The sequence below is a fragment of the Kitasatospora sp. NPDC057738 genome, assembly GCF_042798815.1.
Lineage (GTDB): Bacteria > Actinomycetota > Actinomycetes > Streptomycetales > Streptomycetaceae > Kitasatospora > Kitasatospora lactacystinica.
Genome location: NZ_JBHVJT010000005.1, coordinates 146,599 through 163,886 on the forward strand (window position 1 = coordinate 146,599; position 17,288 = coordinate 163,886).

Sequence of the window (17,288 nt, forward strand, 5' to 3'; positions counted from 1 at the left end):
CCCGCTCACTCCGCCACTCCCACTTCCGGCGCTCCCACGGTGGCCCGGCCGAGTTGCGGCAGCCGGCCCCACTTGCCCGCGTGCCAGGGTTCCCGGTTGTCGCTCGGCCAGGCCCGGAACGGCCGGCCGAGCTCCTGGCAGAGGTACTGCGCGGCGAACCGTCCGCTGGTGGCGGCCCGGATCAGCCCGCCGAGCGAGGTCCACTGGCCCGCCATGGAGAAGCCGCTCAGCCCGGGCAGCCGCATCCGGTCCCGGTTGACCAGCCGGTTGGCCGCGTCCTCGGCCTCGGAGAAGGCCTGCCAGGCGAGGATGCTGCCGTAGGTGTTGCCGGTGAACCGCTCGGTGGTCACCGGCGACGCCACGTCGACGAGTTCGATCCGCGGGCCGAGCTCGGGGTAGGTCCGCTCCAGGAACTCCCGGACGAACGCGGCGACTTCCTGCTTGCGCGCCCGGTAGGCCCGGCGGTCGCTGCTCCGCAGGTCCTTCCAGGAGCGGTAGTCGCTGAAGTAGGTGCAGTGCAGCACCGACTTGCCGGGCGGGGCGAAGCCGTCCGCATAGGTGGAGCGCAGCTGCACCACCAGGCTGCGCTGGAGCGAGCCGGGCAGCCGCGCACCGTCCTCGGGCGACAGCAGGTAGGTGGTGCTGTGCGGTTCGCCCTCGGGCAGCGGGCCGTCGACGCCGACGAAGGCGGAGACCACGGCCGGGTACAGGTTGCCCGGCTTGTCGAGCAGTTCGCCGTACAGCTTCTCGGTGGCGGGGCTGGAGTACCGGCCCTCCAGCAGCCGGTCGAGCACCGTCGGACCGTCGCAGGCGGCCACCACGTGGTCGGCGAAGTGCCGGGAGCCGTCCTTGAGTTCCACTCCGATCGCGCGCCCGTCCTCGATCAGGATGCGCTCCGCCCGGCAGCGGTAGCCGATCACCCCGCCGAGCGAGGTGTAGCGCTCCTCCACCGAGCGGGCCAGCCCGAGCGAACCGCCTTCCGGGAAACCCGCGTTGCCGTTGTGGGCGGCCGCCAGGGTGTACAGGTACGGCAGCAGCGGGAAGCCCTCGGGCTCCTGGAGGAACATGTTGGGGAAGGCCCGCCGCAGCAGCGGGTCCTGGAACCGCTCGGCGAAGCCGCTCATCGGGGTGGTCGCGGTGCGCCAGAACAGCCGGAACGCGGGCAGGACGGTGCGCAGGGTGCGCAGCCGTTCCGCCGTGGTGCGCAGCGGCGGCGGGGTGAGGTCCCAGGGCAGCTCGATCGCGGCGTAGCGGCGCAGGTCCCGGCAGAAGGCCCGGATCGGCTTGGCGTCGCCGGGCGCGAGGGCCAGCAGGTGGGCCTCCAGCCGGTCCGGGTCGCCGTAGAAGGTGACGGCCCGGCCGTATTCGTCGACCACCCGGTTGAAGGTGTCGAAGCGGGTCACCGACTTGCCGTCCAGGGCGCCGAGTTCGCTCCAGACCTGGTGCGCCCCGGTGCCCTCGGCGGTGCCGATCAGCCAGTCGATGCAGTAGTCGAACAGGTAGCCGTGCCGGGACCAGGCGGTGCAGCAGCCGCCGGGCAGCACGTGCTTCTCGAAGATCCGGGTCTCCAGGCCGCTCATCTGCGCGTAGCAGCCGGTGGCGAGGCCGGCCAGGCCGGCCCCGATCACGATCACCCGGGGCGGGCCGCCGGCGGCCCGTTCCCTGGTGGACCAGTCCGGCCCGCGGTCAGCCGAGGACATCGGCGGTGCCCCCGGCCAGGATGGCGCCGGCCAGTTCGGCGTTGCGGGCGGCGAAGTCCCCGTCGAGCATCTCGGCGTGGGCGCCGTGTCCGACGTACACCGCGGTGCCCGTGGTGGAGGCACCGTGCCAGGAGCCCGGTTCGCCGCCCACGTGCACGGACAGCCGGTCGCTTTCGCAGACCACGTCCAACTGGGCCCTGACGGTTCCCGTGTTGGGCGTCCGGCTGCTGAACTCCAGGTAGTCCCTGGCCTGTTCGATGGTCTCCCGGGCGACGATCCGCGAGCCGGTGTGGCGGTGCAGGTGCTCGTGGAGTTCGCGTTCGAAGACGGCCAGGTGCTCCTCGCCGAGGTCGAAGGCCTCGGTGACCCGGTAGGCGTCCACCAGCAGCACCGAGGCCACCGTGCGTCCGCGCCGCTCCAGCTCCTTGGCCACCTCGAAGGCGAGGTTGCCGCCGAGCGAGTAGCCGAGCAGGACGTACGGCCCGGCGGGGTGCAGTTCCTCGACCAGGTCCGCGTAGCGGGCGGTCTTGTCGTCGCCGGTCAGGTAGTTGAAGGAGGCGATCCGGTGCTCCGGCAGGTGCGCGGCGAGCTGCCGGTAGACCAGCCCGTGGCCGCCGGCCGGCGGGAAGCAGAAGACCGTGCGGTCCTCGGGCGCCGCGGCGTTGAACCAGAGGTAGGGTTCGCCGCCGGCCACCTCGCCGGTGATGATCTGCTCGACGGTGCGGGCCATGCCGTGCAGGGTGGTGACCTTGAACAGCAGGCCGACCGGGATGCTGATGTTGAACTCGCTCTGCAGGTGGTGGATCAGCTCGATGAGCCGGATCGAGCTGCCGCCGAGTTCGAAGAAGTCGTGCTGGAGGCCGACTTCGTCCAGGCCGAGCAGGTTCTGCCAGTGCTCGGCGACCCTCGTCTCGTAGAGCGTGACGGGCGGTTCGTGCTGGGCCCCGGCGGTGTCGGCCTTCGGCTCGGGCAGGGCCGCGAGGTCCACCTTGCCGTTCGGGGTGAGCGGCAGGGCGGGCAGTTCGGTGAGGTAGGAGGGGATCATCACGGTGGGCAGGTGCTCGGCCAGGTGGCGGCGCAGTTCGCGGCGGTCCAGCACGGTGCCCTCGGCGGGCACCACGTAGGCGGCGAGGGCGGCCTCGCCCCGGGCGTCCTGGCGGACCGCCACGCAGGCCTGGGCGAGTTCCGGACGGGCGGTGAGGTGGGCCTCGATCTCGCCGAGCTCGATCCGGTGGCCGCGGACCTTGACCTGGTTGTCGATGCGGCCGAGCAGGTGCAGGGTGCCGGCGGTGTCCCAGTGGCCGAGGTCGCCGGTGCGGTAGAGCCGCGCGGGTGCGCCGTCGAGCTCCAGGGTGACGAAGCGCCGGGCGGTCTGCTCCGGGTCGTTGGGGTAGCCGGCCGCTACGCCCGCGCCGCCGATCCACAGCTCGCCGGGCACGCCCACCGGGACGGGCTCGCCGTACGGGTCCAGGACGTACACCGCACTGTTCGGGAACGGCCGGCCGATCGGCACCATCCGGCCGGGTTCCAGCTGCTCGGTCGGGCCCTCGTAGTAGGTGCTGTCGACGCTGGCCTCGGTCAGCCCGTAGGAGTTGACCAGCCGGGTCCGCGGGCCGCACAGGGCGCGCACCCGCTGGTGCTCGGCGGCCTTCCAGGAGTCGGAGCCGACGATCAGCAGCCGCAGGAAGTCCAGCGTCAGGCCCTCGCGCTCGCAGTGGGCCAGCAGCCCTCGGGCCACGGCGGGCACGAACTCGCCGCCGTCCACGGCCTCCTCGCGCATCACCCGGTACAGCCGGGCGGTGTCGAAGAGCAGCTCGCGGTCGACCAGGACGAGGGTGCCGCCGGTGCTGAGCGCCCGGGCGAAGTCCCCGGAGAAGACGTCGAAGGCGGTGCCGGCCATCTGGAGGTGCACCCGGACCTCGGTGTCCAGCCGGTACTCGGCGCGCCAGCCGGCGGTGACGGCGGCCAGGTTCCGGTGGTCGACCCGGACTCCCTTCGGCCGGCCGGTGGAGCCCGAGGTGTGGATCAGGTAGGCGGGCCGGTCCGGGTCGGCGGCGGGCAGCGGCACGGCGCCCCCCAGGACCGGCCGGTCCAGTTCCTCCAGGGTGACCGGCTCGGCGGGCAGGTCGGCGGGGAGCGGGCGCCGCTGGTCGACCACCACCAGCGCCGCTCCGGCGTCCGCCACCTGGTGGGCGAGCCGGTCGGCCGGGTGCCCGGGGTCGAGCGGCAGGTAGGCGGCGCCGGCCCGCCAGATCCCCAGCAGGGTGGTGATCAGCTCGGGCGACTTGTCCAGGCAGACCGCGACCACCGAGCCCTCGCCGACGCCGAGTTCGCGCAGTCTCACGGCGGTGCGCTGGGCCTGGCGCTCCAGTTCGCCGTAGGTCAGCCGGCGGACGCCGTCCCGGCCGGGCGCGACCACCGCGACGGCCTCGGGCCGTTCGGCGGCGGCCTTGGCGATCAGCTCGGGCACCGGGGTGTCGTGCTCGATCCGGCGCTCGGCGCCGCTGAATCCGGTGAGGAGCTCCCGCCGTTCGGCGTCACCGAGCATCCGCAGCCGTCCGACTGGCTCGTCCTCGGCGGCGCGGGTCATGGCGTCCAGCAGGTTGCGGTAGTGCGCGGCCAGCCGCTGGACGGTGGCGGGCTCGAAGAGGTCCGAGTTGTACTTGAAGACGCAGTGGAAGCAGCCGTCGGCGCGGTCCTCGTAGGCGGACAGCGTGAGGTCGAACTGGCCTTCCTCCTCGGGGAGTTCGATGTACTCCAGACGGTATCCGAAGCGCTCCACGGCGACCTTGTGGGTGAGCAGGATGAACATCGCCTGGAACACCGCGGAACGGCTCGGGTCGTGCTGGAGGCCCAACTGCTCGACCAGCAGCGGGAAGGGGTACTCCTGGTTGTCCAGCCCGCCGAGCACGCTCTCCCGCACCCGGCCCAGCAGGTCGGCCACGGTCGGCTCCCCGGCCAGGCTCACGTGCAGCGGCAGCGGGTTGACGAAGTAGCCGTAGACGGAGGCGAACTCCTCCTGGGTGCGGCCGGTGACCGGGCTGCCGACCACGATGTCCGGCTGCCCGGACCAGCGGTGCAGCAGCAGGTAGTAGGCGCTGAGCAGCACCATGAACGGGGTGGCGCCGTTGGCCCGGGCCAGCTCGTGCACCCGGGCGGTGAGTTCGGCGTCCAGCTGGAAGAACTCGGAGGCGCCGTTGTGGGTCTGCACGGCCGGGCGCGGCTTGTCGGTGGGCAGGGCCAGCACCGGCATCTCGGCCGGCAGGTGGCCGCGCCAGTAGTCGAGCATCCGCCGTGCCTCGGGCCCGGCCAGGAACCGGTTCTGGCGGTTGAGGAAGTCCAGGTAGCGGGCGGGCACCGGGGGCAGTTCCGGGGTGCGGCCCTGGCGCAGCGCCTCGTAGGCCTCGAACAGCTCCTCGATGAAGGTGAAGGTGGAGATCGCGTCCGAGACGATGTGGTGGACGGCCTTCATCAGTACCCAGCGGTCCGGCCCGCGCCGGAACAGCCTGAGCCGCACCAGCGGGTCCTCGGCGAGGTCGTACGGCCGCCGGTACTCGCGGACGATCAGGTCGTGGATCTCCTCCCACGGCCGGCCCTCGACGTCGAACAGCCCGGTGTCGGCCTCGGCCTCCTCCCGGATCCGCTGGACCGGGCGGCCCTCCTCGGCGGTGAAGGCGGCGCGCAGCTCGGGGTGCCGGGCGACGAGGTGGCGGAAGGCCCCGAACATCAGCTCCGGGTCGAGCTCCGCGCGGACCTCGACGGCGCCGCCGATGTTGTACGCGAAGCCGTCCGGGTGCAGCAGGCGCAGGAACCAGAGCGCCTGCTGGTTGTGGGTGAGCGGGAAGCGGGACTCGTCGGCGTACAGCTCGACCTCGGCCTCGGCCGGGGCGCCGTCGGCGGTGAGCCGCTCGGCCAGGCCCTCGGTGAGCAGGTCGACCAGGTCGCCGACGGTGCCGTTGCTGAGCAGGGCCACCACCGGCAGGGCGACGCCCTGTTCGCCGTGCACCCGGGCGCGCAGTTCCATCGCGAGCAGCGAGTCCAGGCCGTGCGCGCCGAGCCTGGTCTCCGCGTCGATCCGTTCGGCGCCGATCCGCAGCACGGCCGCGGCGGCGGCGGTGAAGCGTTCGACGACCAGCTCCCGGCGGGCCTGCGGGTCGGCCGCGCGGTAGGCGTCCAGGAAGCCGCCGGTCTCGACCGGGGCCTGCTCGGCGGCGCTCGCCGCCAGGTCGGCGACCAGCGGCGGCGGCGCCGGGTACCAGGCGAGGAAGGTCGGCCAGTCGACCACGGTGGCGACCAGCAGCTGGGCGCGGTCCTGGCCGAGGACGCGCTCCAGGACGGCCGTTCCGGCGTCCGGCGGCAGCGAGCTCATGCCCCGGGCGTCGCGGTAGTGGGCGACCAGGCCCAGCTCCTCGATCATGCCGGTGGCCCAGGGCCCCCAGTCCAGGCTGAGCCCGGGCAGGCCCTCGGCCCGGCGGTGGTGGGCCAGGGCGTCCAGGAAGGCGTTGCCGGCCGCGTAGTTGGTCTGGCCGGCGGTGGTGAGCAGCGAGGCGACGGAGGCGAACAGCACGAAGTGGTCGAGCGGTTCGTCCCGCAGCAGCCGGTGCAGCAGGTGGCCGCCGATCACCTTGGGGGCGTAGCCGGCGTCGAAGGCCGGCCGGTCCATCTGGGCCAGCAGGGTGTCCCTGACCTGTCCGGCGAGGTGGAACACGCCTCGGATCGGCGGGAGTTGGCGCTGCCGGTAGTCGGCGAGCCAGTCGGCGAGGGCGGCCTCGTCGGTGACGTCGATCGGGGCGAGCAGCGGTTCGGCGCCGAGCGCCTGGAGCTCGCGCAGGAAGGCGATCCGCTGCCCGACGGGGGTGTCCGGGTCGGTGTACGCCCACTCGGAGCGCTCGGGCAGGGCGGTGCGGCCGACCAGGATCAGCCGCCGGGCGCCGCGCCGGACGAGGGTGCGGCAGAGCAGCCGGCCGAGGGCGCCGAAGGCTCCGGTGACCAGGTAGCTGCCGTCGGGGCGCAGGACCGGCGGCAGCGGCCGGGTGAGGCCCTCGGCCTGCCGCAGCCGGCTGGTGAGCCGGCCGCCGGACCGCAGGGCGATCTCCTGCTCGTCCCGGGCGGCGAGTTCGGCGAGCAGCGCCTCGGCCTGGTCGGCGGCGTCGACGGCCGGGTCGAGGTCGATCAGGGTGCCGCGCTGGGCGACCAGCTCCTGCTGCCACAGCACCCGGCCGATGCCCCAGGCGGGGGCGCCGAGCGGTTCGACCCGGTCGCCGGGGGCGGCGGGCTGGGTGCCCCGGGTGACGATGTGCAGCCGGCCGTCCGGGCGGGCGGCGGGCAGGGCCTGGGCGAGGGCGATCAGGGAGTAGGCGCCGAGGGTCGCGAGCGGGCCGAGCCGGTCGGCGGTGGTGGCGGCGAGGGCGGGCTGGTCGAGGTTCCAGAGGTGGACGACGGTGGCGAAGCCTGGGTCGAGCTCGGCGAACAGTCGCCGGACGTCCTCGGCGGAGTCGGGCCGCACGGTCGAGTGCCCCTCGCCGTGCCGGTACTCGGCGCCGGGCCGGACCAGGTGGCAGCGGGCGCCCCGGCCGGTGGCCAGGGCGGCCAGCCGCTCGGCGAGGCCGCCCTCGTCGGCGAACAGCACCAGGTCGCCGGGGGGCCCGTCGACGGCCGGCGCGGCGACCTCCACCCAGTCGACCTCGGTGAGCCAGCCGTCGATGGTGGCCAGCCCGACGGAGGCCGGGGCCTGGGCGACGTCGGCGACCCGGAAGCCGGTGACCCGGCCGACCGGGGTGCCGTCCTCGGTGTAGAGCGCGAGGTCGCCGACGAGTTCCTCGCCGCTGTCCCGGGTGACGGTGGCGTGCACCCACAGCGGGCGGTCGCCGATCTCGTCGAGCCGGACCTCGGCGATCGAGACGGGGAGCCGGACGCTGCCGCCCTCGGGCTCCTCCAGCCGGGTGGTGAGCAGGGTCTGGAAGCAGCCGTCCAGCAGCACCGGGTGCAGGTGGTGGTCGGCCGCGTCCGGGCCGAGCTCGGCGGTCGGCCGGATCCGCGCGAGCGCCTCGCGGGGGCCCGCCCACACCTCGGCGATGGCCTGGAAGGCGGGCCCGTAGTCGTAGCCGCGCGCGGCCAGCTGCCGGTAGCAGTCCGGGCCGTCGAGGTGCCGCCCCCGGGCCCGGAGGGCGTCCGCGTCCAGTGCGGGGCCGTAGCCGCGGCGCTGGCCGGTGCGGACCCGGCCGCCGGCGTGCACGGCGGGCTCGCCGCCGGCGGGGGTGGAGGCGATGGTGAAGCGGGCGTCCTCCGGCCCGTAGCCGAGCTGGACGGGGACGGGCTCGGTCTCGGAGAGGAACAGCGCCCGGTTCAGCTCGATCTCGGCCAGCGTCACCTCGGTGCCGCCGGTCAGGGTGCGGACGGCCTGGGCGGCCATCTCCAGGTACCCGGCGGCGGGGAAGACGACCTGGCCCTCGATCCGGTGGTCGGTCAGGTAGGGCAGCCGCTCGGGGTCGAGCGCCACGGTCCAGCCGGGCTGGGCGCTCGCGGTGCGGCGGCCTAGCAGCGGGTGGTCCAGCTGCCCGAGCCGGACCTGCTCGACCGGCTTGGGCTCCACCCAGTACCGGTCGCGCCGCCACGGGTAGGCCGGCAGCGGTACCGGGCGGCCCGCCGGGTGCAGCGCGTCCCAGCTCAACTCGACGCCGAGGGTGTGCAGTTCGGCGAGACTGCGGGCGAGGCGCTCGGGCTCGTCCTGCTGCCGGCGGATCGACGGCAGGACGTGCGCCCGCTCCGCGCACTCGCGGATCGCGTGGCCGAGCACCGGGTGCGGGCCGATTTCCAGGAACAGTCCGTGGCCGTCCTCGGCCATCCGCTCGACGGCGGCCCGGAAGCGCACCGGGTTGCGGACGTTCTGCCACCAGTACTCGCCGTCCAGCTCCGGCCCGCGGGCGAGCCCCTCGCGGGCGGTCAGGTAGAGCGGCAGCCGCGCCTCCTGGGGCTTGATGACGGCGAGCGCGGCCACCAGCTCGTCCCGGATCGGGTCCATCCGCACGCTGTGGTACGGGACTTCGACGTCCAGCAGGCGGGCGAAGACGCCCTGCTGCCGCAGCTCCTCCGCCAGCTCGGCCAGCGCCTCGGTGTCCCCGGCCAGGGTCACCGCGGAGGGGCTGTTGATCGCGCCGAGCGAGATCCGGGAGCGGTACGGGCGGATGCGGCGCTCGGCCTCGGCCTCCGGCAGGCCGACCGCGAGCATGCTGCCGCTGCCGGCCAGGCGCTGCTGGAGGCGGCTGCGGGCGAGCACCACCCGCACGGCGTCGGCCAGGTCGTACACCCCGGCCTCGTGGAAGGCGGCGACCTCGCCGGTGCTGTGGCCGACCACCGCGTCGGGGCGCAGGCCGTGGCTCCGCCAGAGCGCCGAAAGGCCCACCTGGACGGCGAAGTTGGCGGGCTGGGCGAGCCAGGTCTCGGCCATCCTGGAGTCCGCCTCGTCCCGGCCCAGCTCGGTGAGCAGCGACCAGCCGGCCTGCGCGCGGATCTCCTGGTCGACGGCCTGCACGGCCTCCCGGTAGACCGGCTCGTGCTCGTACAGCCCACGGCCCATGCCCCACCACTGCGGGCCCATGCCGGTGAACACCCAGGCCAGCCGGCGCTGCCGGCGTTCCCGGGCGCGGCCCTGGACCACTCGCGGGTGCTCCTCGCCGCGCGCGTACGCGGCCAGCGCCTCGTCCAGGTCCTCCCGGGTGGAGTAGACCACCCCGAGCCGCTCGGGCAGGTGCTGGCGGCGGTGGGCCAGGGTGTGGCCGAGGTCGGCCAGGGAGGTCCCGCCGGCGAGCTCCTGCCGTACGGCGTCGGCCAGTTCGGGAAGTGCGGCGGTGTCCTTGGTGCTCAGCGGCAGCACCGAGCGGGCCGGCCCGGCCACCGGTGCGGCGGGATCGGGCCGCGGCGGCTCCTCCAGCAGCACGTGGGCGTTGGTGCCGCCGAAGCCGAAGGAGTTGACGCCCGCGCGGGCCGGCCCCCGGTGCTCTGGCCAGTCCACCGGAACGGTCGGGATCTCGAACGGCAGCGCGTCCAGGTCGATGCCGGGGTTGGGCCGCTCCAGGTTGAGGTGCGGCGGGATGCGGCGGTGCTTGATCGCGAGCGCGGTCTTGATCAGCCCGGCGACGCCGGCCGCCGCCTCGGTGTGTCCGATGTTGGTCTTGACCGAGCCGACGTAGCAGCGGTCCCCGGGCCGGCGGCCGATGCCGAGCACCCGGCCGAGGGCGGCGGCCTCGATCGGGTCGCCGACCGGGGTGGAGGTGCCGTGCGCCTCGACGTACTGGAGGCTGCCGGGCACCACCCCGGCCTCGGCGCAGACCCGCTCGATCAGGGTGACCTGGGCGTCCGCGCTGGGGACGGTGATGCCGTTGGTGCGCCCGTCCTGGTTGACGCCGGTGCCGAGGATGACGGCGTGCACCGGATCCCCGTCGCGCAGCGCGTCGGAGAGCCGCTTGAGCACGACCACGCCGACGCCCTCGGCCCGGACGTAGCCGTCGGCGGAGGCGTCGAAGGCGCGCGACCGGCCGTCCGCGGAGAGGAAGCCGCCCTTGGTCTCGGCGATCGTGTACTGCGGCGCCATGTGCAGCAACGCCCCGCCGGCCAGGGCGAGTTCGGTCTCACCACGGAGCAGGCTCTGGCAGGCGAGGTGGACCGCGACCAGCGAGGAGCTGCACGCGGTGTCGATCGAGACGCTGGGCCCGCGGAAGTCGAAGCAGTGCGAGATCCGGTTGGACACCATCGTCATCATGGTGCCGGTGGCGGTGTGCGCCGCGATGGTGCCGAAGTCGAGGTCGGCGAACTGGAGGATCTTCCAGTCGAGGGTGAAGGCGCCCATGTAGACGCCGACCTCGCGGCCGGCCAGTTCGCCGGGGCGCAGGCCGCCGTCCTCCAGGGCCTCCCAGCTGACCTCCAGGAGCTTGCGCTGCTGCGGGTCCATGTGTTCGGCCTCGCGCGGGCTGATCCCGAAGAAGTCCGGGTCGAAGGTGTCGAAGCCGTCGATGTAGCCGCCCCGGCCACCGATCAGCCGCCCCGGCTTGGCCCGGTCCCTGCTGCCCAGGGTGCCGGTGTCGTAGCGGTCGGCGGGCGTCTCTGCGAGACAGTCCCGGCCCTCGATCAGGTTGCTCCAGTAGGACCGGTGGTCGTTGGCGTGTCCTGGCAGGCGGCAGCCGATACCGGTGATCGCGATGCGTTCGCGGGGCACGGCGAAGGGCGAGGAGGTCATGGTCCAATCCGGGGGTGATGGCGTGGCGCCGGGGACACGGGCAAGTGGGGGCGGCCGCTCGGGCCGGGGTTCAGACGGACTGCTCGGTGGTCTTCGCCCGGCGCCAGGGGTGCAGCAGCGTGGCACCGAGCTCCCCGGTGGTGGGGAACGCGGCCGGGTCGGTGAGGCCGACGGCCTTCGGCACCCTGCCGGGCCGCCAGGTGAAGCTCCCGAACACGTGGTCCCAGAGCGAGAGGTCGGAGGCGTAGTGGCCGGCTTCGGCGAGGTCGGTGCTGTGGTGCAGGCGGTGGAGTTCCGGCCCGGCCAGGACGTGGCCGAGCGGGCCGATTCGGACTTCGATGTTGGCGTGGACGAAATACCCCTGAGCCAGGACGAATATTCCGACCACGAACACTGAATCCGGCGAGAATCCGATCAGCGCCAGCGACAGTTGGACCACGGACTGTGCGACGAGCACGTCCAGGAAATGATTCACGCCGTTGTTCGCGACGTTCACCTTGTCCGGGACGTGGTGCACCCCGTGCAGCCGCCAGAGCCACCGGTTGCGGTGGGACCAGCGGTGCACGAGGTAGTCGCCGAGCGAGCCGACCAGCAGCGCGAGCGGGATCTCCACCGCGAACGGCAGCGCCGGGTGGGCCGGGCCGAGCACCTCAACCAGCGTCGCCACCAGCCCCTGGGCCAGCGCTCCGCCGACCATGCTCAGCACGAAGTAGACGCTGTACCAGCCGAGTTCGCGTCGGCTCGGATGCCAGTCGATCCGGTACGGGATCACCCGTTCCAGGACCGCCAGGTATCCGAGGACGGCGACCAGGAAGAGCGGGGAGACCCGGTCCGGCGCCCAATGGAAGTGCAGGGTCGCGACGGCCGTGCACAGCACACCCAGGAGCAGCAGCGGGTGGGCGAGCCGGCGGGCAATGGCTGACAGCACGCGCCCCCCGTTCTTCGCGGACTAACGACTGGAAACGTCAGAGACTCTAGCGGCAGACTCGCGCCGTGACAGTCATTCGACGTGTTAACTCCATGAATGACCCGATCGGCGGACTATACGCTCACGAAGTTGACGTTCGTACGGCGTGAAGGGGGCGCATTTTCGAGAAGGCGTGGGAATTGGCGGCGTGCGACCGCATCTGTCCAGGTCGGCGGGCGCTGCTGTGCGCCCCTTCCGCGCCACCCCGCGCGGCCACCTGATCCAGCCAAACGGGCGACCGTCGCCACGGCCCCCGGAGCACCGCCCGATCAGGAGCGGGCCGGCTCCGCCAACCGGTGCGCGGCACGGGGCGCGTGCGCCGCGAGACGGTCGCGCAGACCGCGCAGCTCGTACTCGACCAGCGCGGGCAGGGCCGTCACGCCGGTCGCCTCCAGGGCGGGGCCGAGCAGTTCGACGGCCGTCGCCGGGTCGTGCGCGCAGACGTGGCAGTCGGCCGCCCGGACGATGAAGAGCAGTCGACTGGAGGGCAGTTGGTCCGGACCCAGCAGGCCGAGGGCGGTCTCGGTGGCGTCCAGCGCGCGGCGGGCCAGCCGGGGGTCGTCGGTGGCGGCGGCCAGGTCGCGCAGCGCGGCGGCCGCGGCGGACTCGACCCGCATCCGCATCGAGGCGATCGAGAGCCAGGGCACGTCGACCTCGTCCTCCGCGCCGATGTGGTCCAGGTGCGCCCGCGCCAGCCCGATCTGCCGGACGGTCGCCCGCACGTCACCGGTGAGCGCGTACGCCCGGGCCCGGCTGATCCGGCCCATCGCGCCGGCCCAGTGCCGGTCCGGAGCGACCCGTTCGATCTCGCGGGCGTAGCCGAGCGCCGCGACCGGGTCGCCGTCCAGCCGGGCCAGGACGCTCATGTCGCTGAGCGTGCCGACCTGGGTGGCCCGGTCCACGGCCAGCCCGGCCCAGGTGAGGGCGCGGTCGTAGCAGGCCATCGCGGTGGCGTTGCGACCGTCCTGCATCCGCAGCGCACCGGCCGCGTGGGCGTGCTCGGCGGCCAGCCGGACCAGCGGACCGCGCTGCGCGGCGGGGGCGCCGGCGAGCCGGGCGAGCACCGCGTGCAGGGTGCGCTCCACGGCGGCGGCCAGGCCCGGCCGGTCGCCGGTCTCGCCGGAGCGCAGGTGGGCGGCGAGCAGCCCGGTCAGGGCGTGCGCGGTGACGTCGTCCAGCGGGCGCCCGGCGGCCGGGTCGGCCAGGCCCTCCGGGGCACAGAACTCGGCGTGCAGGGCGACGAGTTCTCCGGCCTCGGGGACCGCGCAGCCCTCGGCGCCGTGCAGCGGGCAGAGCAGGCCGTAGTCCGGCAGTCGCAGCGGAGCGGGGGCTGGGGGCGGGACGGGCGCGCCGGGCGCCGCCCCGCCCGGCAGCGGAGGTCGGAGCAGAGCGGGTGAGAAGGCGTCCAGCACGCACAGCTCGGCGCTCTCGGCGCGCTGGCACGCGGCGCTCAACTCGCCTTCCGCGCCGAGGAGCTCGTCGATCCGGTCGGCGACCCGGGGGGTGACCCGGCGGGCGCCGTGCTCGATCTTGCTGACCGCGGTGTGGTCGTAGCCGATCCCGGCGCCGAGCTGCGCCTGGGTGAGTCCGGCCCGGCGCCGCCAGTGCCGCAACCGGGCGCCGAACTCGCGCCAGGCGTCCTGCCCCCGGCCGGTCGGCGGTGCCGGCACCGCCGCCGCGGGGACCACACGGTTGCGCTGCACGGCTGCCTCCCCGGGCGGGTCGTCCTCGGCCGGTCGCAGGGACTGCCGACGGTTCCAGTGATTCCGACGACTCCGATGACGAGGACGGTACTCGATCGCCACCGGCTCCGTACATGAGGTGGTCTCAACCACTTGAAGGAAAGCCCAGCTTGACGCAAAGCCGGACCTGCGGGCTTGACGGAATTTGCCAACCCCTTGCCTCGCACGCACCAGGCATTGACCCGGGCATGACGTCGTGTGAGGGTTCGGGCACCCGAGCGCGGACGGCCCGCACGGCCGTCCCCCCGATGCGGCCCCCTGCGGTGTGCCACCGGCCTGCCGTCCGCGGTCGAGGACCCCCACACGCGAGGAGCCCCGATGCAACGCAGGATTTCCGCGGGAAGGTTGCTGACCGCGGCGACCGCCCTGACCGTGCTGGCCGGCATGATCGCCGCCACCGCGGGGCCGGCCACCGCCGCACCCGCCCCCTCCCCGGCGCCGCCGAGCGCCCTGGCCGCCGCCGTCAACGCCGCCGACGCGGCTGCGAACGCGGGATTGGACGGGCTGGCCAAGGGCCCGGGCGAGACGTACGAGCGCAAGGCCGTCACGCCCTGGCTCGGCGGCCTGTACTCCGTCTCGTACGAGCGCAGTTACCACGGCCTGCCGGTGGTCGGCGGCGACGCGGTCGTCCTCGCCGACTCCCGGGGCACGGTCCGCGCCCTGCAGTCCGCCGCCACCGGCCCCGTCGGCGGCTCGACCACCCCGCAGGTCAGCGCGGCGGACGCGGAGAAGACCGCCCGTACGAAGCTGGCCACCGTGGACTCGGTGGACTCCCGCCGCCTGGTCGTGCGGGTCAAGGACGGCACCGCCCGGCTCGCCTGGGAGACCGTCCTCAAGGGCCGCACCGCGTCGGCGCCCAGCACGCTGCACGTCTTCGTGGACGCGGCCACCGGCGAGGTGCTCGACAGCTACGACGACGTGCGCGCCGGCACCGTCAACAGCAAGTGGAACGGACCCGCCCCGGTCAGCATCAGCACCACGAGCTCGGGCGGCTCCTACTCGCTGCGCGATCCCAACCGGCCCGGCCTGTCGTGTTCCGACTACGGCACCGGGCAGGTCTTCTCCAAGTCGAGCGACTCCTGGGGCAACGGCAGCCCGTCCAGCAAGGAGACCGGCTGCGGCGACGCGATGTTCGCGGCCCAGAAGGAATGGGACATGCTCCGCGACTGGCTGGGGCGCAACGGCCACAACGGCAACGGCGGCAGCTGGCCCGTCAAGGTCGGCCTCAGTGACGTCAACGCCTACTGGGACGGCAGCACGATATCCATCGGCCACAGCCAGGCCAACGAGTGGATCGCCGCGATCGACGTGGTCGGCCACGAGTTCGGCCACGGCATCGACCAGTACACCCCCGGCGGCGCCAACAACGAGTCCGGCCTGGGCGAGGCCACCGGCGACATCATGGGCGCGCTGACCGAGTCGTACGCCAACGAGCCCTCGCCGTACGACTCCCCGGACTACACCGTCGGCGAGATGATCAACCTGGTCGGCAACGGCCCGATCCGCAACATGTACAACCCCTCGCTGGTGAGCAACAACCCCAACTGCTACTCGGCGTCCATCCCGAACACCGAGGAGCACGCCGCGGCCGGCCCGCTCAACCACTGGTTCTACCTGCTCGCCGAGGGCTCCAACCCCGGCGGCGGCAAGCCCACCAGCCCCACCTGCAACAACTCCTCCGTCACCGGCATCGGCATCAAGGACGCCGGCCGGGTCTTCTACGGCGGCATGCTCCTCAAGACCAGCGGCATGACCTACAAGCGCTACCGCACCGCCACCCTGACCGCCGCCAAGAACCTCGACCCCACCTGCACCTTCTTCAACCGCGCCAAGGCCGCCTGGGACGCCGTCAGCGTCCCCGCCCAGACCGGCGACCCCACCTGCACGCCGTCCGGCAACAGCGACTTCTCGCTCTCCCTCGGCCCGGCCTCCGGCTCCGTCCAGCCCGGCGCCTCCACCACGGCCACGGTGAGCACCGCGGTGACCTCCGGCACCGCCCAGACCGTCGCCCTGACCGCCTCCGGCCTGCCGTCCGGCGTCACCGCGAGCTTCAACCCCTCCTCGGTCCAGGCCGGCTCCTCCGCCGCCCTCACCCTGAACGCCTCCGCGACGGCCGTGGCCGGGAGCTACCAGATCACCGTCACCGGCACCGCCGGCACCACCACCCACACCGCCCAGTACAGCCTCACCGTCGGCGGCGGGGGCAACCCCGGCGGTCCCGCGCCCGACATCGACGTCGCCAAGATCCAGGCCCACCTGTCCCAGCTGAACAGCATCGCGAGCCAGAACGGCGGCCACCGCCGGGCGGGCAGCGCCGGGCACAGCCAGTCGCTGGCGTACATCAAGGGCAAGCTCCAGGCGGCCGGTTACAGCGTCACCGAGCAGACCTGCACCTCCTGCACCTACCAGTCCAACAACCTGATCGCCGACTGGCCCGGCGGCCCGGCCGACCAGGTCACCATGTTCGGCGCCCACCTGGACAGCGTCTCGGCCGGCCCCGGAATCAACGACAACGGCTCCGGCTCGGCCACCCTGCTGGAGAACGCGCTCGTGCTCGCCCAGCAGAACCCCGGCCTGACCCGGCACGTGCGGTTCGCCTGGTGGACCGGTGAGGAGCAGGGCCTGCAGGGCTCGCAGTCCTACGTCGGCCAGCTGGGCTCCGCCCAGCGCTCCGCGATCAAGGCGTACTACAACTTCGACATGATCGCCTCGACCAACGCCGGCTACTTCATCAACAACATCAACTCCGCGGCCTCCGCACCGATGAAGGCCTACTGGGACTCGCTGAACCTCAAGCCGGAGGAGAACGTCGAGGGCCAGGGCCGCTCGGACGACTACTCCTTCCAGCAGGCCGGCATCCCGACCTCCGGCTACGCGGCCGGCGCCAGCGACACCAAGACCTCGGCGCAGGCGGCCAAGTGGGGCGGCACGGCGGGCCGGTCCTACGACTCCTGCTACCACTCCTCCTGCGACACCACCGCCAACATCGACGCGACGGTGCTGAACCGCAGCGCCGACGGCGTGGCGTACACCATCTGGAAGACCTCGGTCGGCGGCACCACGCCCACCAACGACTTCTCCGTCTCGGTGAACCCCACCACCGCCACCGTCAAGCCCGGTGAGACCACCACCGCGACGGTCGCCACCTCGACCACCTCCGGCTCGGCCCAGACGGTCAACCTGACCGCCTCGGGCGCACCGACCGGCGTGACGGTCTCCTTCAACCCGTCCTCGGTGCAGTCCGGCGGCTCGGCGACGCTCACCGTCGCCACCTCCGCCTCGACCCCCACCGGCACCTACAACATCACCCTGACCGGGACCGGCTCGGCCACCCACAGCACCAGCTTCTCCCTGGTGGTGGGCAGCGACTCGCCCAACCCCGGCGGCACCTGGACCGCCGGCACCACCTACCAGGCCGGCGACATCGTGACCTACAACGGCGTCAGCTACCGCTGCCTCCAGGGCCACACCGCCCAGGTCGGCTGGGAGCCGCCGATCGTGCCCGCCCTCTGGCAGCAGGTGTGACCGGGACGCCCTGACACCCGGTGAAGCCGCTGCGGAGGGGGGCGTTGGGGGGGGAGGAGAACGGAGAAGACGTGGCCCCTGGCCACCAAGGGTCCGGACCCGGACACTTCCCACCCCGTGGG

5 protein-coding genes are annotated in these 17,288 nt (G+C 73.5%); 1 reads left to right on the forward strand and 4 read right to left on the reverse strand.

The features are described 5' to 3' along the window. Positions 1-5: 5 nt before the first annotated feature. The 4 genes from ACFVGO_RS04575 to ACFVGO_RS04590 form a co-directional block, all read right to left on the reverse strand. Entirely contained in the window at positions 6-1,700 is a 1,695-nt protein-coding gene (locus ACFVGO_RS04575; protein WP_380630846.1) for a phytoene desaturase family protein, read from the reverse strand. Beyond that, positions 1,687-10,932 carry an amino acid adenylation domain-containing protein gene (locus ACFVGO_RS04580; RefSeq protein ID WP_380630847.1) on the reverse strand — a complete coding sequence of 3,082 codons (9,246 nt, stop codon included), beginning with the start codon at positions 10,930-10,932 and terminating at the stop codon, positions 1,687-1,689. Before ACFVGO_RS04580 ends, ACFVGO_RS04575 begins: the two co-directional genes overlap by 14 nt. Positions 10,933-11,002: 70 nt before the next feature. Further along, a complete protein-coding gene (locus ACFVGO_RS04585; protein ID WP_380358803.1) occupies positions 11,003-11,860 on the reverse strand; it encodes a sterol desaturase family protein in 858 nt (285 codons plus the stop codon). Positions 11,861-12,168: 308 nt separating this feature from the next. Next, on the reverse strand, positions 12,169-13,602 hold the full coding sequence (locus ACFVGO_RS04590; RefSeq protein WP_359898339.1) for a helix-turn-helix transcriptional regulator: 1,434 nt from the start codon (positions 13,600-13,602) through the stop codon (positions 12,169-12,171). Positions 13,603-13,959: 357 nt separating this feature from the next. Between ACFVGO_RS04590 and ACFVGO_RS04595 the strand changes: the two genes are divergently transcribed. Continuing rightward, positions 13,960-17,166 (forward strand): M28 family peptidase, encoded by a 3,207-nt coding sequence (locus ACFVGO_RS04595; protein ID WP_380630848.1) that lies wholly within the window; start codon positions 13,960-13,962, stop codon positions 17,164-17,166. Positions 17,167-17,288: the final 122 nt, after the last annotated feature.